Origin of the sequence: Streptomyces sp. DT2A-34, from assembly GCF_030499515.1 — a bacterium.
Classification (GTDB): Bacteria; Actinomycetota; Actinomycetes; order Streptomycetales; family Streptomycetaceae; genus Streptomyces.
Genome location: NZ_JASTWJ010000001.1, coordinates 1319253 through 1340920, shown reverse-complemented (window position 1 = coordinate 1340920; position 21668 = coordinate 1319253). Strand labels below are relative to the sequence as shown.

Sequence of the window (21668 nt, the reverse complement as noted above, 5' to 3'; positions counted from 1 at the left end):
GGTCGTGGGACTGATCGGAGAGGTCCTGCTGCTGCCGTTCGCCCCGGTGCGCGGCAGCGGCTGGGTGATCAGACAGGTGCTGCACGAGGCGGAACGCCTCTACTACGACCCGGCCGCTGTACGGGCCGAACTGGCGAGCCTGGAGGAGCAGTTGACCGCGGGCGAGATCGACGAGGAGGAGTTCGACCGCCGGGAGGACGAGCTCCTCGACCGGCTGGAGATCGGCCTGCGCGCAGGCTACGGGAACGGCGACGGGACGGCACGATGAACCGAGTGGGACTGGGCCTCGCGGTAGGGGCCGGATACGTCCTCGGACGGACGAAGAAGATGAAACTGGCGTTCGCCGTCGGCTCGCTCGTGGCAGGCAAGCGAATGAATCTGAGCCCGCGGGCCGTCACGGACCTGGTGTCCCAGCAGCTGCAGAACAACCCGCAGCTCAAGGAGATCGGGGACCAGCTGCGCGAGGACCTGCGCGGTGTGGGCGGGGCGGCGTCCGGCGCCCTGGTGGAGCGCCGGCTCGACGCGTTCGCCGACCGGCTGCACGGACGCACCGCCAAGATGCGCGAGCAGCTGTCGGGGGCGGTGCCGACGCCGGATCTCGGCGGGCAGGACGAGGAGTCCGAGGAGGAGACCGAGGACGAGGAGCCGCGCGCCGAGGACGAGGAACGCGCATCGGACGAGCCCGAGGGACGCGAGGAACCCGAGGAATCCGAGGAACCCGAAGAATCCGGGGAACCCGAAGAATCCGAGGAACCCGAAGAATCCGAGGAACCCGAAGAATCCGAGGAACCCGAAGAATCCGAGGAACCCGAAGAATCCGAGGAAGGGCCCGAGGGCGAGGAGCCGTCCCGGAAGGCGACGGCGCAGCGGGGCGCGCCGAAGAAGACCGCCAAGAAGGCGGCCAAGAAGGCACCCGCGAAGAAGACGGCGGCGAAGAAGACCACCGCCGGCAGGACAGCGCCCAGGAAGGCGGCGGCGAAGCGGAGCGGGACGGCCAAGTCGGCCGACCGGAAGACGGCCGGGGCCCGCGGATCCGCCCGCAGCGGCCGGGCGCGCCAGTCGAAGGGCGGTGACGGGTGATGACCGAGACACTCGGATCCGCGAGCTCCGCCGCCCGCGGAGCAGCGAAGCAACCACTCGCCGGCGTGGCCCACAGCGAGGCCGCCGACCGGCTCAAGGCCGAACTCCAGGAGTACCTCGCCGCGCAGGCCCAGCGGATGCTGGTCGGCGCCGGCCGCAAACTCGGCGAGGCCACGGTCAAGCTGAACGACATAGCCGAGGGCAACAGCCCGGGCCTGGCCAAGCTGGCCCTCGACGGCGGCCGCAAGCTCGCCGACGGCAAGGGCCCGCTGCGCACCGCGCTGGAGGTCGGCGCGACAAGCGCCAAGGACAACGTGGTCGGGGCGTTCAAGAACCTCACCGGCAAGGGGGAGGACGGCAAGGGGAAGGGCAAGGGCGCGGCGGGCAAGAAGCCCACCGTCATCATCGAGTACGTCGACGTCGGCGTACCGCTGCGCTCCGCGTACGACCAGTGGACCCAGTACCAGGAGTTCAGCACCTTCGCGAAGGGCGTGAAGAGCGCCGAGCGCGCCGATGACACGACCTCCGACTGGCAGCTCAAGGTCTTCTGGTCCAACCGCAGCTGGAAGGCGCACACCACCGAGCAGATACCGGACGACCGGATCGCCTGGACGTCGGAGGGCGCGAAGGGCACCACGAAGGGCGTCGTCTCCTTCCACCGGCTCGCCGACAGCCTCACCCGCGTCCTGCTGGTGGTCGAGTACTACCCGAAGGGCCTGTTCGAGAAGACCGGCAACCTCTGGCGCGCCCAGGGCCGCCGGGCCCGTCTCGACCTCAAGAACTACGTCCGCTTCGTCACCCTCAAGGGAGAGCCGGAGGACGGCTGGCGCGGCGAGATCCACGACGGCGAGGTCGTCCGCAGCCATGAGGACGCGGTCGCGGAGGAGGACGAGGAGTACGACGAGAACGAGGTGAACGGCGAGAACGAGGTGAACGGCGAGAACGGCGAGAACGAGGAGAACGGCGAGTACGCGGAGGACGAGGAGCCCGAGGACGCGTACGAGGAAGAGGAAGACGAAGAGGACGAGGACGAAGAGCGCGAGGACGAAGACGAACCCGAGGACGCGTACGAGGACGAGGACGAGGACGTACCCGAAGACGCCGGCGGCGGGAGCCGACGATGACGATGTCCAGCCGGCTCCCCGAGCCCTACGGCCAGGGCAGCGGCGCCAATCTCGCCGACATCCTGGAAAGGGTGCTGGACAAGGGCATCGTCATCGCGGGCGACATCCGGATCAACCTGCTCGACATCGAGCTGCTCACCATCAAGCTGCGCCTCATCGTCGCCTCGGTCGACAAGGCGAAGGAGATGGGCATCGACTGGTGGGAGGACGATCCGGCACTGTCCTCAGGCGCCCGCCGCAAAGAACTCGCCCGGGAGAACGCCGAGTTGCGCGAGCGTCTGGCCCGGCTGGAGCCCGCCAGGGAAGAGGAGGAGGCCCCATGACCGGCCTGCGCTACGTCTACGCCGTCTGCCGCCCCTTTCGCTCCGCCCTGCAGGCCCAGCTGTCGGGGGTCGCCGGGGCGCCGCCGAAGCAGCTGACGCACCACGGCCTGATCGCCGTGGTCAGTACGGTGCCGGAGGCGGACTTCGCCGAGGAGCCGCTGCGCGCCCACCTGGAGGACCTGGACTGGCTCACGGCGACGGCCCGCGCACACCAGACGGTCATCGACGCGCTCACCGCCGTCACGACCCCGCTGCCGTTGCGGCTGGCCACCGTCTTCCGGGACGACAGCGGCGTACGGGCCATGATGGAGGCACGCGAGGAGGACTTCCGCCGCGTCCTCGACCGGCTGGACGGGCGGGTGGAGTGGGGCGTCAAGGTGTACGCCGAAACGGAACCGGCTCAGGCCGCGAAGCCCACCGAGCCTCGGCCCGAGGCGAAGGCCGTGTCGGGCCGTGACTATCTGCGTCGGCGCCGTACGCAGACACAGGCCCGCGAGGACGTGTGGCACCGGGCCACCGCATTCGCCGGCCGACTGCACGAAACGCTTTCCTCGTTCGCCGAGGATTCCCGGCTGCACGCACCGCAGAACTCCGCGCTTTCCCGCGCACCCGGGCAGAATGTGCTCAACGCCGCCTATCTGGTGCCGCGTGCGGATTCCGAGGAATTCGTGGAGCTCGTGGACCGCGCCAAGGACGACGCCCCCGGAATCCGGGTCGAACTCACCGGGCCTTGGGCGGCCTATTCCTTCACCGGGGAGTTCGCGGTGGAGGAGCCGGAGGTGGGCCCGTGACCGTCGTCGAACGCCGCGAGATCGCGCTCGTGGACCTGCTCGACCGGCTGCTCGCCGGAGGCGTCGTCGTCACGGGGGACATCACCCTGCGCATCGCGGACGTCGACCTCGTCCGTATCGACCTGAACGCGCTGATCAGCTCCGTCAACGAGCAGGTCCCGTCACCCTGGGGGAGTTGACATGACGTCCCGACGCAACCGGCTGGACCTCGAGCCCGACACCGTGGAACGCGACCTGGTGAAACTCGTCCTGACGGTCGTGGAACTGCTGCGCCAGCTCATGGAGCGCCAGGCGCTGCGCCGCTTCGACGAGGGTGACCTGAGCGAGGAGCAGGAGGAACGGATCGGGCTCACGCTGATGCTGCTCGACGACCGTATGACCGAGCTGCGCGAGCGCTACGGACTGCGGCCCGAGGACCTGAACCTGGACCTCGGGCCGCTGGGACCGCTTCTTCCCAGGGAGTGAAATGAGTTCCCCGTTGATTTCCCTGGGAGTGAAATCAACTCACCACCGATACCAGCGGCCCCTGCCGCCTGCCGTGGTCGTGCCACGCAGGACGAAACCGAGGAGCCACACCACGAGAACCGCGATCGCGATCCACCACAGGGCCTTCAGCGCGAATCCGGCACCGAAAAGGATCAGGGCCAGCAGCAACACGAGCAGAATAGGAACCATGATTTGACCTCCTGCTCGCCGAGTCACCAGAAATTCGCGATTCAGACTTCCTTACGGCACAGAATCTCCCCGTGCAGCACGCTGAACCAGCCGTCCTCCTGCCGCCCCCACTCCCGCCACGCCTCCGACACGGCCCGCAGCTGCTCGGCACTCGCGTGCCCGCCCTCCGTGGCCCGCTCGGCATACGCCGAGGCCAGCGTGCGGTCCGCCCACAGGCCGCTCCACCAGGCCCGCTCGTCCGGCGTGGCGAAGGTCCAGGTGCCCGAGCCGGCCGTGATGTCCGTGAGCCCCGCTCGCAGCGCCCAGGCCTTCAGCCGGCGTCCGGCGTCCGGTTCGCCGCCGTTGGCGCGGGCGACCCGGCGGTACAGGTCCAGCCAGTCGTCCATCCCCCGGGACGCGGGATACCAGGTCATCGCCGCGTAGTCCGAGTCGCGGACCGCGATGAACCCGCCCGGTTTGGTGACCCGCCTCATCTCGCGCAGCGCGCCGACCGGATCGCCGACGTGCTGGAGCACCTGGTGGGCGTGGACCACGCAGAACGTGTCGTCCGGGAAGTCCAGGGCATGGACGTCCGCGACGGCGAACTCGACGTTCGTCAGACCTCGTCCGATGGCCGTGGCCCGGGCCTGCTCCAGGATCTCCGGCGCCCGGTCGACACCGGTGACATGCCCGTCGGGGACCAGGGCCGCCAGGTCGGCGGTGATCGTGCCCGGTCCGCAGCCGACGTCCAGGATCTTCATGTGCGGCTTCAGCGAGCCGAGCAGATAGGCCGCCGAGTTGGCGGCGGTGCGCCAGGTGTGCGAGCGCAGCACGGACTCGTGGTGCCCGTGCGTGTAGACGGCGGTCTCCTGTGCCTTCGACATGGCTGTTCCCCTCGTCGCGTCGTACCGGCTCACGGGGCTCACGGCCCCGCCGGGCGGTACGCGACACCGTACGCCCGCATGTCGAATGGTGAGACCTGCGTTTTAGTATCCGGACTGACGGAGGATCAGGAGATGGCTGCTCAGGAGCCGGACAGCGGACGATAGACCGTCAGCGCCTCCGGCAGCTTCTCCAGCGTCACCTCGCCCCCCACCTCGGTGACTTCGCCGTCGTACGCGAGGAGCGCGCCCGGGGTGACGCCCGACAGGTGCAGTCGGCCCACCTGGACCGCCGCATGGGCCGGGGAGCGGGTCAGCGGGCCCGCGAGGGCGGCCGCGAGCAGGCGCAGGGCGGGGCGGCGGCCGCCGTGCACGACCCGTACGTCGAGCACGCCGTCCGCGAGGTCCAGGCGGCGGGCGGGGGCGAGGCCCAGCCGGTGGTAGGTGCCGTTCCCGGCGAACAGCAGCCACAACGGGTGGGCGCGGCCGGCGACTTCGGCGTGCAGCGGGTGGCGGTCGCTGCGCAGGACGCGCAGGGCCGCGAGCACGCCGGCCGGCCAGGCACCGATCCGGGGCGCGAAGCGGTCGCGCTTGCGCACGAGCTCCGGATACACGCCCAGGCTGCAGGTGTTGAGGAACAGACCGTGCTGTCCGTCGCAGGTGAACCGGCCCACGTCCACGCGCACGGCCTCGCCCCGCTGGACGGCCCGGGTCAGATCGCGTTCGCCCTCCACGCCCAGGTCGTGGGCGAAGTGGTTCAGCGTGCCGCCGGGCAGCACGGCGAGGGACAGACCGTGCCGCAGGGCCACCTCCGCGGCCGCGTTCACGGTGCCGTCGCCGCCGCACACGCCGAGCACCCGCGCGCGGGTCGCCGCCTTCTGCAACTCGGCGCGGACATAGCCGGGTTCGCACTCGACGACCTCGGCGCGCGGCAGCGCGTCCAGCAGGGCGTGCACCCGGTCCGCCGTGCCCGCCCCCTTGTTGGCCACCATCACCAGGCCGGCTCCGTCCGGCAGCGCCGGAACGTCCGTACGGGGCCGGGCCGGCGGGATCAGCCGGTCACGCGTCGGCACCATGCCCCGCACCGCGAACGCCGCGCCCGCGCCCAGGGCCGCGCCCGCCAGCACGTCGCTCGGGAAGTGGACGCCGGTGTACACGCGGGACAGCGCGACCGACCACGCGATCGGGGCCACCGCCAGGCCCCACGCGGGCGACTCCAGGGCGACACCGGTCGCGAACGCGGCCGCCGACGCCGCGTGCCCCGACGGGAACGAGGTGGTGATCGGCTGCCGCTTCAGCTGCCGGACCAGCGGTACGGGGTCCAGCAGAGGGCGGGGGCGGCGTACCGATCGCTTGCCGAGGGTGTTGATGGTCAGCGAGGCCAGGCTCAACGAGGCGAGCCCCCGGGCCGCGGCCCGGCGGCCCCGTGGGGTGCGGCCGGCGGCGATGGCGGCGGCCGTCGCGAACCACAGCACTCCGTGGTTCGCGCTCCGGCTCAGCCGCGGCAGGACTCGCTCGGCATACGGCCAGTTCCGTTCCGCGGCGAACTCGAACAGCCGGGAGTCGAGGACGAGGAGTCGGTCGCGCAGGGCGTGCCGGCCGGGTTTCGGGACGGTGAGGTCGACGTCTGGGCTCATACAGGGCTGAGTACCCTGAACTGGCCGGTTCCTGTCCGGTCGGAGGGGGCCGAGGCACGGAGGACGGGCGTGCGCCGCGAGTTCTCGCCCCCGCCGCCCCTACCCGTCCCGTCCCCCAGGGGCTGCCGCCCCTTCGACCCCGCCCCCTGGGGGCCTGCGGCCCCCAGACCCCTGCTTCGGCCCTGAACGGGCCTCGTCCTCAAACGCCGGACGGGCTGAATGACGCGGGCTGGTGTGGAGTGGCGAGGCCACCAGCCGGGTGGGTGGGGGCTGGGGATGGTGTGGGCTCGTCCTTGGGCGCCGGACGGGCTGAATGACGCGGGCTGGTGTGGAGTGGCGAGGCCACCAGCCGGGTGGGTGGGGGCTGGGGATGGTGTGGGCTCGTCCTTGGGCGCCGGACGGGCTGAATGACGCGGGCTGGTGTGGAGTGGCGAGGCCACCAGCCGGGTGGGTGGGGGCTGGGGATGGTGTGGGCTCGTCCTTGGGCGCCGGACGGGCTGAATGACGCGGGCTGGTGTGGAGTGGCGAGGCCACCAGCCGGGTGGGTGGGGGCTGGGGATGGTGTGGGCTCGTCCTTGAACGCCGGACGGGCTGGATGATGCCGGCCGGTGGCCGAGAGGGACCGTGAGTGTCGGATAAGCGTTTGCCCCGTGCCGTCGGTGGACCTCAGAATTCGGCCCCATGGGACATCTGGAAGCCGCGCACCTCGAGTACTACCTCCCCGACGGGAGGGCGTTGCTCGGCGACGTGTCCTTCCGGGTGGGCGAAGGCGCTGTCGTGGCGCTGGTCGGGCCCAACGGTGCCGGCAAGACGACGCTGCTGCGGCTGATCTCCGGCGAGCTGAAACCGCACGGCGGCACCGTCGCCGTCAGCGGCGGCCTCGGCGTGATGCGGCAGTTCGTGGGGTCCGTACGGGACGAGACGACCGTACGCGACCTGCTCGTGTCGGTCGCGCCGCCCCGCATCCGCGAGGCCGCGAAGGCCGTCGACGCCGCCGAGCACGCCCTCATGACCGTCGACGACGAGGCCGCCCAGCTCACGTACGCGCAGGCGCTCGCCGACTGGGCCGAGGCGCGCGGGTACGAGGCCGAGACGCTGTGGGACATGTGCACCACGGCCGCGCTCGGCGTGCCGTACGACAAGGCGCAGTGGCGACAGGTGCGGACCCTGTCGGGCGGCGAGCAGAAGCGGCTGGTGCTGGAGGCGCTGCTGCGCGGCACGGACGAGGTGCTGCTGCTCGACGAGCCGGACAACTACCTCGACGTGCCCGGCAAGCGCTGGCTGGAGGAGCGCCTGAAGGAGACCCGCAAGACGGTCCTCTTCGTCTCCCACGACCGCGAACTCCTCGCCCGCGCCGCCGAGAAGATCGTGTCGGTGGAGCCCTCGCCCGTCGGCGCGGACGCGTGGGTGCACGGTGGCGGCTTCGCGACGTATCACGAGGCGCGACGTCAGCGCTTCGCCCGCTTCGAGGAGTTGCGCAAGCGCTGGGACGAGAAGCACGCCCAGCTGAAGAAGCTGGTGCTGACGCTCCGTCAAGCGGCCGAGAACAGCACCGACATGGCCTCCCGTTACCGGGCCGCCCAGACCCGGCTGCGCAAGTTCGAGGAGGCGGGGCCGCCGCCGGAGCCGCCGCGCGAGCAGGACATCAGGATGCGGCTGAAGGGCGGCCGTACCGGGGTGCGGGCCGTCACCTGCGAGGGACTTGAGCTCACGGGGCTGATGAAGCCGTTCTCCCTGGAGGTCTTCTACGGCGAACGCGTCGCCGTCCTCGGCTCCAACGGCTCCGGCAAGTCGCACTTCCTGCGCCTGCTGGCCGGCGAGGACGTGGCGCACAGGGGGGAGTGGAAGCTGGGGGCGCGCGTCGTGCCCGGGCACTTCGCGCAGACGCACGCGCACCCGGAGCTCGTCGGCCGTACGCTCCTCGACATTCTGTGGAAGGAACACGCCCAGGACCGGGGGGCCGCGATGTCCCGGCTGCGCCGCTACGAGCTCACCCATCAGGCCGAGCAGGCCTTCGACCGCCTCTCCGGTGGCCAGCAGGCCCGCTTCCAGATCCTGCTGCTGGAGCTGGAAGGGGCCACGGCCCTGCTCCTCGACGAGCCGACCGACAACCTCGACCTGGAGTCCGCGGAGGCGCTCCAGGAAGGGCTGGAGGCCTTCGAGGGCACGGTGCTGGCGGTCACACACGACCGCTGGTTCGCCCGGGCCTTCGACCGCTACCTGGTCTTCGGCAGCGACGGACGGGTGCGCGAGACGGCGGAGCCCGTGTGGGACGAACGACGGGTGGAGCGAACGCGATAGCTTCTTCCGACCCCGGCCAGGGATCTTTCAGCCCGTCCGGCGTTTGAGGACGAGGCCCGTTCAGGGCCGAAGCGGGGGCCTGGGGGCCGCAGGCCCCCAGGGATGGGACGGGTAGGGGCGGCGGGGGCGAGGAAACTCAGCGGACCGTACCGGTGGCGGTCACTGCCAGCGCAGCAGCGCGCCCAGGCCGCCCACCGGAGCCTCCCCCTGGCTCGCCGGGGTCACCGACAGCGCCGGCGCCCCCGTCGCGACCGCGCAACGGATCAGCGCGTCGTCCGCACGCGCCGCCCAGGAGCGCTGCTCGCCGAGGATCTTCAGATCCGTACGGCGTACCGCCACCTGGTCCGGCTCCTCACCGATCCACACCTCCCGGTGCGCGTCGGGACCGTCCGGACGAATCAGAAGCTCGTCGATACGGTGCTCCCGGGCGGCCTCGATCAGCGCGGGCACGCCCTCCACCGCGGCGGAGCGCCCCTCGGAATCCGGCGCACGGGCCGCCAGGAACCGCTCCAGCTCACGCTCCGCCCGCTGCCGTACATGCTCCTCACGAGCCCGTTCGACGTCATCGTCGAGCAGCCGGCTGCCGGTGCCGTGCGGGGCCTCGACCACGAGGTCCTGCAGCCGCCGCGGCAGCCGTTCGTGCACGGTCCGCCGCTCCCGGTCGTCACCCACGAGGATCAGCAGGTCGGCCCGCGTCTCCTCCTGGCAGACGGTGAGCGCGTCGGCGATCTCGGCCGCGTTGTGCTCCCAGGTGTTCTCCACCTTGAGCTGAAAGTGCCGTTCGGACCAGTCGGACGTACTCGTACGGTGGATCGGATGCTGCCGGCCGGTGACCGAACCCACGTCCTGCCGGCCCAGCGCGCTGCGCAGCTCGAAGGCGGCACCCTTGCGGTCGACGTAGGCCACCACGCAGACCGGGTCCTCACCTGCCAGCTCCAGCAGCGGCGCGGTGTGCGGCAGCGGCGCCCAGTGGGCGCTGTCGCGCATCGGGGCGCGGGCCAGGGCCGGATCGAGGACCACCTCACCGGCGCGGGCGAAGACCGCACGCCCATGGGGCTCGGAGGAGTGCTCCAACTCCTCCAGCGCGTTCCGTACGGCCCGGCAGGTCGCGTCGTCGGCGCCCTGCTCGGCCAGTTCCCGGGACAGGGCCTGGGCGGTCAGCCGGCGCTCATGCGGTGTGTCCTCCGTGTGCCGGGAGGTGTCCACGTACACGGAGGCCCAGGGCCCGGAGTGTTCGTACAGTGGATGCAGAAAGGCGAGATCCATGGTCTCTCCCGTACGCCGCTCGGGGGCTGTGTGCTCCACGGGCGGGTACCCGGACCGCATGAATGAACACGACGAGCGGGGCACCACCATGACCGGAGTCGACCCCGGCCGGCTGGACGACCAACAGCTCATGAAAGAGCTGGAGACCATCCACCGGACGCGCCACGACACGCTGCTGTACGGCTCGAACGACGCACTGCGGGCCCACAACGAACGCATGGCGCAGTTGGAGGGCGAGTACCTGCGCCGCAACCCACGCCGTACGGTGGCCGCGGGCCGGACCCGCGAGGGCGCCCGCGACCGCGGCGCGGGCGGCCCGGAGCCGACGGGTCCGCCGATGTGAGCGCGAAGATGTGAGCGCACAAAGCGCACAAAGCGCATAAAGGGACGAGGCCGGGCCGCAGCCCAGCCTCGCCTCGTCGATCCTCGCCGCGGTCGGCCTGCTCAGCAGTGCACCGGCGGTCGGCCCCAGTGGCGGTGGGCCGCGAGGGCGGAGGTGAAGGCGCGCAGGAAGTCCTCGCTCGCCGGGCCCGGCGAGGTGTCCGTCACCACGCCCTGGTCGCTCACCGTGCGGTGGAACTCGGCGGACAGGCGCACGCCCTCCGGCTTCAGGGAGGACAGCACACCCACGCCCGAGCCGAGCGCGCCCACCGGCTTGCCGTGCCGGTAGGCGTCCCGTACGAAGCGCATCGCGTCCTGGTCGGCGGCCGTGGGCGGAGTGCCCACGGGGCCGCCGGGCAGCAGTACGGCGTCGTACAGCACGGAGGCGACGGTCGGCAGGGCGCGGTCGACCGCGAGCTCGTCACCGTGGGCGCCGGTGACCGTGCCGTCCGTCGGGGCCAGCGCCTCGACGATCGCGCCCTCGGCCGTGAGCGCCTCACGCACCGACGCGACCTGCGCGGTGTCGACGCCGTCGGCGACGAGGACCGCCACCTGCCGGGTGCGGACCGAGCCGTCGCCGCGCAGCGACTCCAGGCTCAGCGCGGGGGAGGACTGCTTGTCCGCGGCCTGGGTCCCGGACGGTTCCGGCACGCCGATGCCGCGTGCCACCTCGACCGCCAACTCGCCGTTCACCTGGGCGAGATGCTCGACCGTACGGGAGCGCACGGGTTTCGCGCCGACCTTGCCGAGCTCGAACCGGAACGCCTCGACGATGTGCTGCTTCTCCCAGTCCGCCATGCTGTTCCAGAACATCGCGGGCTGGGTGTAGTGGTCCTGGAAACTCGGGCTGCGGCGGCGGATCTTGGCGCCGTCGACGCGTTCGGCGTAGTGCGTGTACGCGCTGCCGTCGACGCCGGCGTGCGCGGGGCAGCCGCCGCCGAGGGAGTTCGGGAAGTAGTTCGTGCCCCGGTGGATCGCGCCCTGGTGGTAGCCGTCGCGCTGGTTGGTGCGTACGGGGGCCACCGGCCGGTTCACCGGCAGCTGAGCGAAGTTGGGACCGCCCAGCCGGATCAACTGCGTGTCCAGGTAGGAGAAGTTGCGGGCCTGGAGCAGCGGGTCGTTGGTGAAGTCGATACCGGGGACGACGTTCGCCGTGTGGAACGCGACCTGTTCGGTCTCCGCGAAGAAGTTCTCCGGGTTGCGGTTCAGCACCATCCGGCCGATCGGCCGCACCGGCACCTGCTCCTCCGGGATGATCTTCGTGGCGTCGAGCAGATCGAAGTCGAAGGCGAACTCGTCCTCCTCCGGCACGAGTTGGACACCCAGCTCCCACTCCGGGTACTCGCCCGCCTCGATCGCGTCCCACAGATCGCGCCGGTTGAAGTCCGGATCACGGCCCTGGCACTCCTGCGCCTCGTCCCACACCAGCGAGTGCACGCCGAGCTTCGGCTTCCAATGGAACTTGACGAAGGTGCCCTTCCCGTCCGCGTTCACGAACCGGAAGGTGTGCACGCCGAAGCCCTGCATCATGCGGTAGCTGCGCGGGATCGCCCGGTCCGACATCAGCCACATGATCGCGTGCAGCGTCTCCGGCTGCAGGGACACGAAGTCCCACAGGGTGTCGTGGGCGGAGGCGCCGGTCGGGATGTCGTTGTGCGGCTCCGGCTTCACCGCGTGCACGAAGTCGGGGAACTTGATGCCGTCCTGGATGAAGAAGACCGGGAAGTTGTTGCCGACCAGGTCGTAATTCCCCTCCGACGTATAGAACTTGGTCGCGAAGCCGCGCACGTCCCGCACGGTGTCCGCGGAGCCCTTCGGCCCCTGCACGGTGGAGAACCGCACGAAGACGGGGGTCTGCACGGACGGGTCCTGGAGGAAGGCCGCACGGGTGAACTCCTCGCAGGACTCGTACGGTTCGAAATAGCCGTACGCGCCCGCGCCCCGCGCGTGCACCACCCGCTCCGGGATCCGCTCGTGGTCGAAGTGGGTGAGCTTCTCCCGGAAGTGGAAGTCCTCCATCAGCGTCGGACCGCGTTCACCGGCGGCCAGTGAGTCGTCCGTGTGGTCGACCTCCACACCCTGGTCGGTGGTGAGCGGCCCGCCAGTCGGGTCGTCCGCCCGGAAGTCCTCCCGCTGCTCCTGTTTGCGGTCTCCCATCAGGCGGCCTCCTCCTTGGACTCCTTGGCGAACACGTCGAGGAACGCCTCGCAGAACGCCTTCAGGTCGTCCGGCTTACGGCTGGTGACGAGCTTGTTGGGGCCGTGGTCGCAGATCCGCACCTGCTCGTCGACCCAGGTGCCGCCCGCGTTGCGGATGTCGGTGCGCAGACTCGGCCAGGAGGTCAGCACCCGGCCGCGCACGACGTCCGCCTCCACCAGCGTCCACGGGGCGTGGCAGATCGCGGCCACCGGCCGGCCCTGCTCGAAGAAGTCCCGCACGAACGCGACGGCCTTGCCGTCCATCCGCAGAAAGTCCGGGTTGGCGACCCCGCCCGGCAGGACGAGTCCGCCGAAGGAGTCGGCCGACGTCTCGCCGACGACCTCCTGCACGGGGAACTTCTCCGCCTTGTCGAGATGGTGGAACGCCTGGATCGCGCCCGGCTTCGTCGACACGAGCACCGGCTCGTGCCCCGCGTCCACCGCCGCCTGCCATGGATCGGTGAGCTCGACCTGTTCGACACCCTCGGGTGCGGTCAGAAAAGCGATACGCATGATGTCTCGATGTCCTTCCGTGGCCCTGAGAACGGGCCTCCTCGCCAGTCGGGCGCTTGTGGTTCCGTCGGGCGCCAGTTGTTCCGTCGGGCCGTACGCATGCCGACACGACCGGGAACCTCAACGGTCCGGTCCCGTCTCGTGCGCCTCACTCGTCCGGAGCGGCGCGGCTGATCTCGGCCAGCGCGGATTCGGGGTCCTGGGTCTCGGCCAGGTCGCCGAGGCTGACGACGCCGACCGGCAGGCCGTTCTCGACGACCGGCAGCCGTCGTACCGCGTGCTCGCGCATCAGGGAGACCGCGACGGACACGCGCTCGCCCGGCTCGATCACCACCGGGTCCCGGCTGCACACCGACTGGACGCTCACCGTCAGCGGATCGGCGCCGTCCGCGACCGCCCGCACCGTGATGTCACGGTCGGTGAGCACGCCCACGACGTGCTGTCCGTCGGCCACCACCACATCGCCGATGTCCTGCGCGCGCATCAACTGCGCGGCCTCGACGAGCGAGGCGTCCGGACGGACGGCGACCACCCCCGGTGTCATGACGTCCCTCACGAAATCAGCCATCTCTGGCCCTCCTGCGTTCCCCGGCCGGTACGGGTGCCGCGGCCGCGTCGGCGTGACCCGCCCGCAGTACCCGCCGAACGGGCCCCTATGCGTTCCTCCGCCGCGTGGACCGCTCGGCCCCGGTCACGGCCTCGGCCAGTTCCTGGACGTTGGCGTAGCGCGACGAGCGCGGCAGCCGCTCCAACGGCTCGACCAGGGCGTCGGGCGCGTACCCGCGGCGCAGCGCGGCGATCAGCTCCCGCGGGGTCGCCGGGAAGGTGCTACGGCCCAGAATCCGCGCCAGCTCGAGCCGGACCGTCGCCAGGGACGCCGGGGCGGGCCCCGGCCACCCCACCGGCCCGCCGGCGACGTCGGGGTCGTCGTCGGCCGACGGCTCCGGATCGTGCCACTCCTCGGTCCGGGTGGGGTGCCCGGACCTCAGCAGCCCCTGCAGTTCGTGCTTCATCTCGTCGTCACGGTGAACGCTCAGCCGGTCGCTGCCTCGCTGCATGACTCCCTCCAGATCTTCGGGCGTGCGCACCGCTACCCGCGCATCCGGCGCCGACACAGGGGTTTGCACACCGGAAGGAGGGAGACCCGTTCCCGCACCCCCCACGTACTTCGGTTCCGGGGAAGGACCAGGCCATGGCGCTGCTCGCTGTGCTACTCCCGCTCCTCATGCTCGGCGTGGTGCTGGCACTGGGCCGGTACGAGGAACTGGTGCTGCCGCGAAGGGAGCCCGATCCCTTCGCGCCCGCCACACCGCCGGCTGCCAAGGTGCGCCGTCAGACTCTGGGCTGACCGTCGTCCGCCGTGCGATGCCGGAGCGCCGCCAGCACGTCCTTGGTGCGCAGGGTGTCGGGGTGGCCGGCGCCGAGGACTCGTCGCTGTCGCTCGTAGGCACCCTCGGCCACGACCCGCGCCTCCCGCAGCCGCAGCGTGCCGGCCAGACGCCTGGCGAGGACAGAGGCCGTGCGCAGGGTGTCCGGGGCGTCGTCACCCAGGGTCCGCCGCCGTCGCTCGTAGGTGTCCGCGGTCAGGCTCAGCGCTCTGTCCGCATGCCCGAGGCGCGCCAGACGGTCGGCGAGGTGGGTGGCCGCACGCAGCGTGTCGGCGTGGTTCTCGCCCAGGAGCCGGCACTGCCGCTCGTACGTGTCCTCGGCCAGGGCACATGACTCCTCCGGGTTCCCCGCCTCGGCCAGGACGATGCCGAGGTGGGCGGCGACGCGCAGGGTGTCGGGATGGTCGGGACCGAGTGAAGCCGTCCAGCCGTCGTGAAGTTCCCGCAGCCGTCGCAGGACGCTCTCGGTCTCGCCCCATTCGTAGAGGTACCGGCAGGCCTCGCCCGCCGCGTGCCGGGCGTCCGAGGTGACGAGGTCGCCGGGGGGGGGTGCGGGCGTGCCGGTGCGGGCCCCGGACGTGCAGCGAGGACTGCCGGCCCGCGCCGGATCCGCCGGTGCCCTCGACGGGTTCCTGGGCCGTCCCGTCCCCCGTGCTCGGCGCGACGTCTGTACTCGGGGGAGGCGACGACAAGGACGTAGTCGGCTTCCGCGAACTCCCGCTCCATCCAGCGCGCCCAGTCCTTGGGCGTCGCGGCCGCGTACAGGTCCATCCTCGCGTCCAACCCGTCCGCGCGCAGGAGTTCGTAGAGCGTCTCCACCTGCTCGATGTGGGCGGCGTCGTCATGGGCGTACGAGATGAACACCCGCGGCCTGTGCTGCTCCGCCGCGTTTCCCCCGTGCTCCATCCCCCGAGCCCCCTTCCGCGCAGGAGCTCAGGGTAGTAGGGCGAGCCGGGTCAGTGGTGCTTCTTCTCCCGCCCCGGCAAAAACTCCTGCATCTTCGCCTTGAACCCCTGCCTGACCATCGAGCCCCGGTCCGCGTCCCCCTTCAGGATCGACGCCGCCGTCGCCTCCATCTGCTCCCACGTGGCATGCGGCGGGATCGGCGGTACGGCGGGGTCGGTGAGGAACTCGATCACCGCGGGGCCGTCGGCCTCCAGGCCCGCGCGCCAGCCCGCCTCGACGTCCTCGGGCTTCTCCACGCGGATGCCCGTCAGGCCGAGGGAGCGGGCGAAGGCGGCGTACTGGACGTCGGGGAGCTCCTGCGAGGGCAGGAAGGACGGGGCGCCCTCCATGGCGCGCATCTCCCAGGTGACCTGGTTGAGGTCGTGGTTGTTCCAGATGCCGACGACCAGGCGCGGGTCCTCCCACAGGTCCTTGTACTTCGCCGCCGTGATCAGCTCCGCCAGGCCGTTCATCTGCATCGCCCCGTCGCCGACCAGCGCGATCGCCGGGCGGTCCGGGTGGGCGAACTTGGCGCCGATCGCGTACGGCACCCCGCAGCCCATCGTCGCCAGCGTCCCCGACAGTGACGAGCGCATGCCGGGCCGCATCGTCAGGTGGCGGGCGTACCAGTTGGCCGCCGAGCCCGAGTCGGACGAGATGATCGCGTTGTCGGGGAGCAGCGGGTCCAGGGCGCGGGCCACGTACTCCGGGTTGATCGGGTCGGCCGACAGGTTCGCCCGCCGCTCCATGACCTCGCGCCAGGTCGTCACGTTGTCGCACACCGTGTCGTACCACTCGCGGCCCCGGCCCTCCTCGATCAGCGGGATCAGCCGCTGAAGCGTCGCCTTCGCGTCGCCGACGAGATTCACCTCGTACGGATAGCGCATCCCCACCATGTGCGGGTCGATGTCGATCTGCACGCCCCGCGCCTTGTCGAAGTCCGGCAGGAACTGGGTGTACGGGAAGGAGGACCCGATGGTCAGCAGGGTGTCGCAGTCCCGCATCAGCTCGTACGACGGGCGGGTGCCCAGCAGGCCGATCGAGCCGGTGACGTACGGCAGTTCGTCGCTCAGGGCGTCCTTGCCGAGCAGCGCCTTGGCCACGCCGGCGCCCAGCAGTTCGGCGATCCGCTCCACCTCGGCCCGCGCGCCGGACGCACCCTGGCCGATCAGGATCGCCACCTTGTCACCGGTGTTGAGGATCTCGGCCGCCCTGCGGATCGAGTCGTCCGAGGGGATCGCCGTCCAACTGCTGCGGTCCAGGCTGGAGGGCACCATCTTGAACTCGTGCGTCGGCGGCGAGTAGTCGAGCTCCTGGACGTCACCGGGGATGATGATCGCCGTCGGGGCGCGGCGCGCGTACGCGGTGCGGATCGCCCGGTCCAGCACGTTCGGCAGTTGTTCGGGGACCGTCACCGTCTCCACGAAGTCCGAGGCCACGTCCTTGAACAGCGTGTGCAGGTCCACCTCCTGCTGGTACGAGCCGCCCATCGCGGTGCGGTGCGTCTGGCCGACGATCGCCAGGACGGGCACGTGGTCGAGCTTGGCGTCGTACAGGCCGTTCAACAGGTGGATCGCGCCCGGGCCGGACGTCGCCGCGCACACTCCGACACGGCCGCTGAACTTGGCGTAACCGACCGCCTGGAACGCGGACATCTCCTCATGCCGGGACTGGATGAAACGGGGCTGGTTCTCGGCCCGCCCCCAGGCGGCGAGCAGACCGTTGATGCCGTCGCCGGGATAGCCGAAGACGTGCTCCACACCCCACTCGCGCAGGCGCTGCAGGACGTGGTCGGCGACCTTGGTGCTCATACGGGACCTCCTGGGCTCCGAGGGACTGCGCGGCACCGCTCCGAGTGACCCTGGGGGCAGCCGGAAAACCTGGCCGCGGTGTTTGCGGGCCGGGGGTCAGGGCAGGCGAAGGAACAGTGCTTCGGACAGGAGGCACGTCCGTGGGAGCGGGGATCACCCGCCACGGGTGTGTCCGGCTCCGGTGCACGCCCGCACTCCCACGGTGACCGTCCAAGCCAGAGCGCAACCAAGGGAGTTGTGGCGCATCATGCCCACCTCAGTGAGCGCGAAGCACCACCCGCACGACGACGCCCCCGACACCGCGGAGGACTTCCGCACACTCGCCGCGCTGCCCGAGGGCCAGCAGCGCGACACCCTCCGCGACAGGATCGTCGAGGCGTGGCTGCCCATGGCCGACCGGCTCGCCGGGCGTTTCCGCAGCCGTGGCGAGAGCTTCGACGACCTGCGGCAGGTCGCCGCCCTAGGGCTGGTCAAGGCCGTCGACCGGTACGACCCCGAGCGCGGCAACGCCTTCGAGAGCTATGCCGTGCCGACCATCACCGGCGAGATCAAGCGGCACTTCCGCGACCACATGTGGACGCTGCATGTGCCGCGCCGGGTGCAGGACCTGCGTAACCGTGTGCGGTTCGCCGTTCAGGATCTGCAGACCGTCTCGGGCCGCAGGCCCACGGTCGGGGAGATCGCCGAGCACGCGGACATGAGTGAGGCCGACGTCCGGGTCGGGCTGGAGGCGCTGGAGAGTTTCACCGCCCTGTCCCTGGACGCCGAGCTGCCCGGCAGCGAGGACGGGTATTCGCTGAGCGACGCGCTGGGTTCCGTGGATCCGGCGCTGGACACGGTCGTCGACCGTGAGGCCGTCGCGCCTCGGCTCGCGGCGCTGCCCGAGCGTGAGCGGGCGATTTTGTACATGCGGTTCTTCGGCGACATGACCCAGAGCCGGATCGCCGAGCAACTGGGTATCTCGCAGATGCATGTGTCCCGGCTCATCAGCCGGTGCTGCAGCCGGGTGCGGGAACAGGTGCTCAGCGACGTGGCGTAGGTCTGGAGAGCAGCGCCGTGGGGGCGTGGGGCCGGCTGCGGATCGCGGCCGGCCCCACGCCCCTTCAGGGCGTTCCCGCGACCGCCACTGCCATGTGCCGGGACATCGTGTCCATCGCCTTGGCCTCTGCCATGGAGAACGCCGGGCGGGCTCCGCATCTGAACAGCGTCAGGACGCCCCGCACGGTGCCGTCGACCGTCACGGGCACGCACAACAGTGACGTGACGTTCGCCTGTACGAGGACGGGGGCGCCCTCGGCGGTGTGGCCGAAGGCGGCCGGGTCCGGTGGGCGGACCTGGAGGGCCGGGGAGGCGGTGCGTGCCGTCTGCACGACCAGGGGGCACGCCGTGGGGGCCTGAGCCGCCAGCGCCTTCGCCTCCTTCTCCGACGGGGCCAGCACCGTCGTACGGGACAGCTCGGCCGTGCCCGTGTCGGCGATCACCCAGTCGGCGAAGCCGCCGTGCAGGACCTGGGCCGCCCGCTGCAGGACCGCCTCGCGGTCGCCGCGTGCTGTGGTCAGCAGCGTCGTGGTCATCTCGTCCGCGAGGTCCGCCAGAGCCGTGTGCCGGGTGGTCTCGCCGAGGTCGGGAACCTGGGCCGCCTGGCTCTCGCCCGGGCCCGGGGCGCCGGGTGCGCGCAGGTCGCCGGGCTGCAGCACCACGAGCACGGTGGTGTGCGGCTCCCCGCTCGGGCGTACGGCGGTCAGGGTCGCGTGGACCGGCGCGGACGGCCGCTGCTGGAGGTGCACGGTGAGACTACGGTCGCCCTCGCCCCGCGCCACCGCCGCGGCCTGGGAACGGAAGGCCGCCCGGTCGGCATGGGTGAGCAAACCGGTCAGGGGCCGGCCCGTCGCATAGCCCGCCCGCACGCCGGTGAAGGACGTCGCCGCGAAGTTCAGCCGACGCACCACCGCCTCCCGGTCCACCAGTGCCACCGGCAGCGGAAACCGCTGGAACACCGCCCGCAGCAGATGGTGCTCCTGACGGTCGGCGGACGCCGTACGGGGCACTCCGCCCGAGGAACCCGAGAAGCCCGAGGACAGCCGCTCGTACCAGGGCCACAACTGGTCGGCGACATGGTCGAGTTCGAAGATCGCCGCGTCCAGGACCGTCGGCAGGTCCCCTCCCGAGAGGGACCGCGCCGCCTTGAGTTCCGCGACGCGGCGCACGAAATCCGCAAGCTCTTCACCGAATTCGTCCGTCTGCGTCATGGGAACGAACCTAGCTGGCGGTGAGGCGTCGCGGAGCGGCGGGTGCCAACTGGTTCTCCCTGTTCTCCGCCGCATTCCCTGTTTTCCCCGCGCGGGTCCGGGAAAGCGCACGGAAGCGGGTCCGGGAACGCGCAGGGAAGAGGAGGAGTTGAGGATGCCCGCTCACGAACAGGTGGGTCACTGGGGTGACGAGTCCGCCGAGGCCGCCCTTCCGGGGCGCAGGCTGTCCGAGTTGGCCGAACAGGCCGTGCGCTGTACCGCCGACTGCTGCGGAGCCAGCAGCCTGGTGGCCGAGGCGGGAGCCGAGCGGCCCGCCGCCGTGACCCATCCCGACCTCGCCGGACTCGTCGCCGTGCAACTGCGGTCCGGGGACGGGCCCATTCCGGCCGCCCTGGAACGGGGCAGGCCCGTCGACTCGGCCGACCTGCTGCGCGACGAGCGCTGGCCGGAGTACCGCGCCATGGCCCTCGACTCGGGCGTGCGCTCCAGTGTCACGCTCCCGTTCCGACGGTCCGGCCTGACGGTCACGCTCAGTCTCTACAGCTTCCGGCCCGGCGCCCTCGGTGACGCCGCGCACGGGCCTGTGCACGCCCTGGGCGAACTCGCCGCGAGCTGCCTGGTCCGCGACCGCTCCTACCGCGCCGCGCTCACCGAGCTCGACCACCTCGGCACCGCCCTGCGCTCCCGGCCCGTCGTCGACCAGGCGTGCGGCATCGTCATGCACGTCCTCGGCTGCGACGCCGACGCCGCCTTCGGCGTACTGCGCCGCATCTCGCAGGGCACCAACCGCAAGCTGTCGGACGTCGCGGCCGGCGTCGTCAGCAGGCGGGGGCGCGGGCTGGAGCGGGACCTGGCGGCGCTGATGAACTGACGGGGTGAGCTGGGATACCGGACGCACTGGGGTGAACTCGGTTCGGAAATCCAACTGGCCAAATGGCTTCGGTCGACGCCTCCAGGCCTCCACGCCTTCCCGCCTCGACACCTCGATGCCCTCCGCGTCACCCGCTCGGCCGTCCACCGTCCCGCGAATGGTGCCCGGCCGCGCGCGCCCGGACGCCGGGCGGGCTGTCATGGCTGCGGGGGCACGAACGCCGTACCCCCGCAGCCGTCGGCCGAAGGAGTTCACCCCATGCGCCGCACCGTCCGTGCCCTGTCCGTCGCCGCTCTGGCCGGTGCCGTCGTCGGCAGTACCGCCTCGGCCGCCTCCGCGGACCCGGCCGCGGAGGTCAGCCCCGGCACGGTCCCGCCGGGCGGCAGCGTCACCGTCTCGGTCTCCTGCGACTCCCTCGGCGGGTCCGCGCCGGCCGCCCTCGAAGCCACCTCGGAGGCGTTCGAGGAAGGCACCGTCCAGCTGAAGAAGGTCTCCGGCAAGGACGAGAAGCAGGCCGGGGCCGCCTACAGCGGAACGGCCCGCGTCCCCCCGGCCGAGAACGTCGAGGGCGACCCGGACGCGGCCGGACCGGCCTCCGCGTGGACGGTCGACGGCACCTGCCCGGCGGCAGCCGGAGGGGAGGGCAAGCCGTGGAGCGCGACGTTCACGGTGGCTCAGGACAGTGGTGGCGGCAAGGGTGCCGCGGAAGGGGGTGCTGCGGATGGGGGTGCCGCGGACGGGGGCGGAAGTGGCACCGAGGGCGGCATGGGGGACGGCGAGGGCGACGGGGGCGGTGCCGAGGGCGGCAAGGGCGGCGTCGACGGGGGCGGCAAGGGCGGCGTCGACGGGGGCCAGGGCAGCAGCGAGGGCGGCAGCCGGCCCTGCGGTGAGCAGCACTCGGGCAACACCGAGTCCCATGGGGACAACGCCGAGCCCTACGCGGACAGCACTGAGTCCTACGCGGACAAGGCCGCGCCCTATACGGACAAGGCCGACCCCTCCCTGGACAAGTCGGAACCTCACTCGTACGAAACCGAGCACCATGCGGACACCGGCGGGCAGCACTCGGAAGACTGCGGCGGCGAGGCGATCCATCGTGGCGTGGAGGCCGGAGCGGGCGGTGCCTTCACCGACTCCGTCCCCGCCCTGGCGGCCGGAGGCCTCCTGATCGCGGGCGCGCTCGGCGGTGCGGTGTACCGGCTGCGCCGCAAGACGCCCTCCGCGGAGGACTGACAGACCGTATGTGACGGGCGCA

The 21668-nt window shown here is 71.5% G+C and carries 24 protein-coding genes and 1 pseudogene; 13 read left to right on the top strand and 12 right to left on the bottom strand.

The features are described 5' to 3' along the window. The first annotated feature begins 4 nt into the window (after positions 1–4). The 7 genes from QQM39_RS05795 to QQM39_RS05765 are packed head-to-tail and all read left to right on the top strand — an operon-like array spanning position 5 to position 3783. On the top strand, positions 5–268 hold the full coding sequence (locus QQM39_RS05795) for a gas vesicle protein GvpG (protein ID WP_301995545.1): 264 nt from the start codon (positions 5–7) through the stop codon (positions 266–268). Further along, positions 265–1080, top strand: a complete 816-nt coding sequence (locus tag QQM39_RS05790; RefSeq protein ID WP_301995544.1) for a DNA primase — start codon at positions 265–267, stop codon at positions 1078–1080. Before QQM39_RS05795 ends, QQM39_RS05790 begins: the two co-directional genes overlap by 4 nt. After that, positions 1080–2204, top strand: coding sequence for an SRPBCC family protein (locus QQM39_RS05785; protein WP_301995543.1), 1125 nt, complete (start codon positions 1080–1082; stop codon positions 2202–2204). The genes QQM39_RS05790 and QQM39_RS05785 overlap by 1 nt, the downstream gene beginning before the upstream one ends. Continuing rightward, positions 2201–2527, top strand: a complete 327-nt coding sequence (locus QQM39_RS05780; protein ID WP_301995542.1) for a gas vesicle protein — start codon at positions 2201–2203, stop codon at positions 2525–2527. Before QQM39_RS05785 ends, QQM39_RS05780 begins: the two co-directional genes overlap by 4 nt. Continuing rightward, entirely contained in the window at positions 2524–3318 is a 795-nt protein-coding gene (locus tag QQM39_RS05775; protein ID WP_301995541.1) for a GvpL/GvpF family gas vesicle protein, read from the top strand. The genes QQM39_RS05780 and QQM39_RS05775 overlap by 4 nt, the downstream gene beginning before the upstream one ends. Next, the gene (locus QQM39_RS05770) at positions 3315–3497 is read left to right on the top strand and encodes a gas vesicle protein (RefSeq protein WP_301995540.1); all 183 of its coding nucleotides are present in this window, start codon (positions 3315–3317) and stop codon (positions 3495–3497) included. Before QQM39_RS05775 ends, QQM39_RS05770 begins: the two co-directional genes overlap by 4 nt. Before the next feature lies 1 nt (position 3498). Further along, the gene (locus QQM39_RS05765) at positions 3499–3783 is read left to right on the top strand and encodes a gas vesicle protein K (protein ID WP_274245718.1); all 285 of its coding nucleotides are present in this window, start codon (positions 3499–3501) and stop codon (positions 3781–3783) included. A 39-nt stretch (positions 3784–3822) separates the two neighbouring features. Here the strand turns inward: QQM39_RS05765 and QQM39_RS05760 are convergent, their stop codons facing one another. The 3 genes from QQM39_RS05760 to QQM39_RS05750 all read right to left on the bottom strand — a co-directional run bounded on the left by QQM39_RS05760 (position 3823) and on the right by QQM39_RS05750 (position 6490). After that, positions 3823–3993: a hydrophobic protein gene (locus tag QQM39_RS05760; RefSeq protein ID WP_301995539.1), complete on the bottom strand. Its 171-nt coding sequence runs from the start codon at positions 3991–3993 to the stop codon at positions 3823–3825. Positions 3994–4034: 41 nt separating this feature from the next. Next, the gene (locus QQM39_RS05755; RefSeq protein ID WP_301995538.1) at positions 4035–4856 is read right to left on the bottom strand and encodes a methyltransferase domain-containing protein; all 822 of its coding nucleotides are present in this window, start codon (positions 4854–4856) and stop codon (positions 4035–4037) included. 140 nt (positions 4857–4996) lie between these two features. Next, positions 4997–6490 (bottom strand): bifunctional phosphatase PAP2/diacylglycerol kinase family protein, encoded by a 1494-nt coding sequence (locus QQM39_RS05750; RefSeq protein WP_301995537.1) that lies wholly within the window; start codon positions 6488–6490, stop codon positions 4997–4999. Between the two features lie 681 nt (positions 6491–7171). On the opposite strand from QQM39_RS05750, the gene QQM39_RS05745 reads away from it, so the two are divergent. Continuing rightward, the gene (locus QQM39_RS05745) at positions 7172–8791 is read left to right on the top strand and encodes an ABC-F family ATP-binding cassette domain-containing protein (RefSeq protein ID WP_301995536.1); all 1620 of its coding nucleotides are present in this window, start codon (positions 7172–7174) and stop codon (positions 8789–8791) included. Positions 8792–8950: 159 nt separating this feature from the next. On the opposite strand, the gene QQM39_RS05740 is transcribed toward QQM39_RS05745, so the two are convergent. Further along, the gene (locus tag QQM39_RS05740) at positions 8951–10057 is read right to left on the bottom strand and encodes a Vms1/Ankzf1 family peptidyl-tRNA hydrolase (RefSeq protein WP_301995535.1); all 1107 of its coding nucleotides are present in this window, start codon (positions 10055–10057) and stop codon (positions 8951–8953) included. Positions 10058–10115: 58 nt separating this feature from the next. On the opposite strand from QQM39_RS05740, the gene QQM39_RS05735 reads away from it, so the two are divergent. Next, positions 10116–10400, top strand: coding sequence for a DUF6158 family protein (locus QQM39_RS05735; RefSeq protein WP_301995534.1), 285 nt, complete (start codon positions 10116–10118; stop codon positions 10398–10400). Positions 10401–10501: 101 nt separating this feature from the next. Here the strand turns inward: QQM39_RS05735 and QQM39_RS05730 are convergent, their stop codons facing one another. The 4 genes from QQM39_RS05730 to QQM39_RS05715 all read right to left on the bottom strand — a co-directional run bounded on the left by QQM39_RS05730 (position 10502) and on the right by QQM39_RS05715 (position 14207). Continuing rightward, positions 10502–12595: a catalase gene (locus QQM39_RS05730; RefSeq protein ID WP_301995533.1), complete on the bottom strand. Its 2094-nt coding sequence runs from the start codon at positions 12593–12595 to the stop codon at positions 10502–10504. Beyond that, on the bottom strand, positions 12595–13149 hold the full coding sequence (locus QQM39_RS05725; RefSeq protein ID WP_301995532.1) for a type 1 glutamine amidotransferase domain-containing protein: 555 nt from the start codon (positions 13147–13149) through the stop codon (positions 12595–12597). Before QQM39_RS05725 ends, QQM39_RS05730 begins: the two co-directional genes overlap by 1 nt. 148 nt (positions 13150–13297) lie before the next feature. Continuing rightward, positions 13298–13717, bottom strand: a complete 420-nt coding sequence (locus QQM39_RS05720; RefSeq protein WP_301995531.1) for a CBS domain-containing protein — start codon at positions 13715–13717, stop codon at positions 13298–13300. A gap of 85 nt (positions 13718–13802) precedes the next feature. Beyond that, the gene (locus tag QQM39_RS05715; protein ID WP_301995530.1) at positions 13803–14207 is read right to left on the bottom strand and encodes a DUF2795 domain-containing protein; all 405 of its coding nucleotides are present in this window, start codon (positions 14205–14207) and stop codon (positions 13803–13805) included. 134 nt (positions 14208–14341) lie between these two features. On the opposite strand from QQM39_RS05715, the gene QQM39_RS05710 reads away from it, so the two are divergent. Beyond that, the gene (locus tag QQM39_RS05710) at positions 14342–14497 is read left to right on the top strand and encodes a hypothetical protein (protein WP_301995529.1); all 156 of its coding nucleotides are present in this window, start codon (positions 14342–14344) and stop codon (positions 14495–14497) included. Here the strand turns inward: QQM39_RS05710 and QQM39_RS46085 are convergent. The 3 genes and pseudogenes from QQM39_RS46085 to QQM39_RS05700 form a co-directional block, all read right to left on the bottom strand. After that, the gene (locus QQM39_RS46085) at positions 14482–14898 is read right to left on the bottom strand and encodes a tetratricopeptide repeat protein (protein ID WP_367669685.1); all 417 of its coding nucleotides are present in this window, start codon (positions 14896–14898) and stop codon (positions 14482–14484) included. The two genes, QQM39_RS05710 and QQM39_RS46085, sit on opposite strands and share 16 nt — an antisense overlap. Positions 14899–15191: 293 nt before the next feature. Continuing rightward, positions 15192–15443: pseudogene (locus QQM39_RS46080) on the bottom strand (toll/interleukin-1 receptor domain-containing protein); the annotation flags it as partial. A gap of 50 nt (positions 15444–15493) precedes the next feature. Beyond that, a complete protein-coding gene (locus QQM39_RS05700; protein WP_301995527.1) occupies positions 15494–17293 on the bottom strand; it encodes a thiamine pyrophosphate-requiring protein in 1800 nt (599 codons plus the stop codon). Between the two features lie 247 nt (positions 17294–17540). Between QQM39_RS05700 and QQM39_RS05695 the strand changes: the two genes are divergently transcribed. Further along, positions 17541–18332, top strand: a complete 792-nt coding sequence (locus QQM39_RS05695; RefSeq protein WP_301995526.1) for an RNA polymerase sigma factor SigF — start codon at positions 17541–17543, stop codon at positions 18330–18332. 64 nt (positions 18333–18396) lie between these two features. Here QQM39_RS05695 and QQM39_RS05690 read toward each other — a convergent pair whose 3' ends face one another. Further along, entirely contained in the window at positions 18397–19542 is a 1146-nt protein-coding gene (locus tag QQM39_RS05690; RefSeq protein WP_301995525.1) for a PAS domain-containing protein, read from the bottom strand. A 154-nt stretch (positions 19543–19696) separates the two neighbouring features. Here QQM39_RS05690 and QQM39_RS05685 point away from each other — a divergent pair, with 154 nt between their 5' ends. Continuing rightward, positions 19697–20413, top strand: coding sequence for an ANTAR domain-containing response regulator (locus QQM39_RS05685; protein WP_301995524.1), 717 nt, complete (start codon positions 19697–19699; stop codon positions 20411–20413). Positions 20414–20671: 258 nt separating this feature from the next. Continuing rightward, positions 20672–21646 (top strand): hypothetical protein, encoded by a 975-nt coding sequence (locus QQM39_RS05680; protein ID WP_301995523.1) that lies wholly within the window; start codon positions 20672–20674, stop codon positions 21644–21646. The last annotated feature ends 22 nt before the right edge of the window (positions 21647–21668 follow it).

Coding starts and splice junctions, on each gene's coding strand:
- QQM39_RS05790 (WP_301995544.1), top strand. CDS start 265: ATGAACCGAGTGGGACTGGGCCTCGCGGTAGGGGCCGGATACGTCCTC.
- QQM39_RS05785 (WP_301995543.1), top strand. CDS start 1,080: ATGACCGAGACACTCGGATCCGCGAGCTCCGCCGCCCGCGGAGCAGCG.
- QQM39_RS05780 (WP_301995542.1), top strand. CDS start 2,201: ATGACGATGTCCAGCCGGCTCCCCGAGCCCTACGGCCAGGGCAGCGGC.
- QQM39_RS05775 (WP_301995541.1), top strand. CDS start 2,524: ATGACCGGCCTGCGCTACGTCTACGCCGTCTGCCGCCCCTTTCGCTCC.
- QQM39_RS05765 (WP_274245718.1), top strand. CDS start 3,499: ATGACGTCCCGACGCAACCGGCTGGACCTCGAGCCCGACACCGTGGAA.
- QQM39_RS05760 (WP_301995539.1), bottom strand. CDS start 3,993: ATGGTTCCTATTCTGCTCGTGTTGCTGCTGGCCCTGATCCTTTTCGGT.
- QQM39_RS05755 (WP_301995538.1), bottom strand. CDS start 4,856: ATGTCGAAGGCACAGGAGACCGCCGTCTACACGCACGGGCACCACGAG.
- QQM39_RS05750 (WP_301995537.1), bottom strand. CDS start 6,490: ATGAGCCCAGACGTCGACCTCACCGTCCCGAAACCCGGCCGGCACGCC.
- QQM39_RS05745 (WP_301995536.1), top strand. CDS start 7,172: ATGGGACATCTGGAAGCCGCGCACCTCGAGTACTACCTCCCCGACGGG.
- QQM39_RS05740 (WP_301995535.1), bottom strand. CDS start 10,057: ATGGATCTCGCCTTTCTGCATCCACTGTACGAACACTCCGGGCCCTGG.
- QQM39_RS05735 (WP_301995534.1), top strand. CDS start 10,116: ATGAATGAACACGACGAGCGGGGCACCACCATGACCGGAGTCGACCCC.
- QQM39_RS05730 (WP_301995533.1), bottom strand. CDS start 12,595: ATGGGAGACCGCAAACAGGAGCAGCGGGAGGACTTCCGGGCGGACGAC.
- QQM39_RS05725 (WP_301995532.1), bottom strand. CDS start 13,149: ATGCGTATCGCTTTTCTGACCGCACCCGAGGGTGTCGAACAGGTCGAG.
- QQM39_RS05720 (WP_301995531.1), bottom strand. CDS start 13,717: ATGGCTGATTTCGTGAGGGACGTCATGACACCGGGGGTGGTCGCCGTC.
- QQM39_RS05715 (WP_301995530.1), bottom strand. CDS start 14,207: ATGCAGCGAGGCAGCGACCGGCTGAGCGTTCACCGTGACGACGAGATG.
- QQM39_RS05710 (WP_301995529.1), top strand. CDS start 14,342: ATGGCGCTGCTCGCTGTGCTACTCCCGCTCCTCATGCTCGGCGTGGTG.
- QQM39_RS05700 (WP_301995527.1), bottom strand. CDS start 17,293: ATGAGCACCAAGGTCGCCGACCACGTCCTGCAGCGCCTGCGCGAGTGG.
- QQM39_RS05695 (WP_301995526.1), top strand. CDS start 17,541: ATGCCCACCTCAGTGAGCGCGAAGCACCACCCGCACGACGACGCCCCC.
- QQM39_RS05690 (WP_301995525.1), bottom strand. CDS start 19,542: ATGACGCAGACGGACGAATTCGGTGAAGAGCTTGCGGATTTCGTGCGC.
- QQM39_RS05685 (WP_301995524.1), top strand. CDS start 19,697: ATGCCCGCTCACGAACAGGTGGGTCACTGGGGTGACGAGTCCGCCGAG.
- QQM39_RS05680 (WP_301995523.1), top strand. CDS start 20,672: ATGCGCCGCACCGTCCGTGCCCTGTCCGTCGCCGCTCTGGCCGGTGCC.